General features: G+C 26.8%; 1 protein-coding gene. It reads left to right on the top strand.

Translation table 11 applies throughout. The annotated features are described in order from the left end of the window. Positions 1–278 precede the first annotated feature (278 nt). Positions 279–473 carry a hypothetical protein gene (locus HMPREF2811_RS09635; protein WP_071409138.1) on the top strand — a complete coding sequence of 65 codons (195 nt, stop codon included), beginning with the start codon at positions 279–281 and terminating at the stop codon, positions 471–473. Positions 474–497 lie beyond the last annotated feature (24 nt).

Genomic DNA, 497 nt, shown 5'->3' with positions numbered 1-497 from the left:
TACCAACACTACTTGACATAGAGCCTTTAAAAGCGGGTCAGAATGTTATCATTTTGACTCGTTTTTTTATTTTCATTTTTATGTACGTGAATCAATTATAAAAACCAATTAAAACCAAAAATAGTCGTAAAATTATAATCGTAGATGTCCTGATGACAATCATTTTTTGTATGGATTAATTTCATTAGGTCTAAAGACTGATTTTATCGTTTTACTCTGATTCTTATTTATATCGGCTATAAATTAAGGTATAATAAGATAAAGGGGAGGATTATGATATGAAGAAAAGGAATATTATTTTTTTTAGTTTATTTTCGTTCGTTTGTTTGTTAATGTTTTGGTTAACGCCAATTAAGGTTGCTTCGATTAATGACAATAATCCTCCAGTAAAAGATCAAGTTTCAAAAGAAAATCAAAATAAAAGCGAGGAAAAAGTTCAAACAATTAATTATGCACCTTTCTTATATTTTTGATTGTCAAATTAAGCTAGAATTTTT

The sequence above is a fragment of the Globicatella sp. HMSC072A10 genome (assembly GCF_001811625.1).
In the GTDB taxonomy this organism is placed as follows: domain Bacteria; phylum Bacillota; class Bacilli; order Lactobacillales; family Aerococcaceae; genus Globicatella; species Globicatella sanguinis.
The sequence above is the reverse complement of the archived record's forward strand: the minus strand, read 5'-3'. Positions and strand labels throughout refer to the sequence as shown.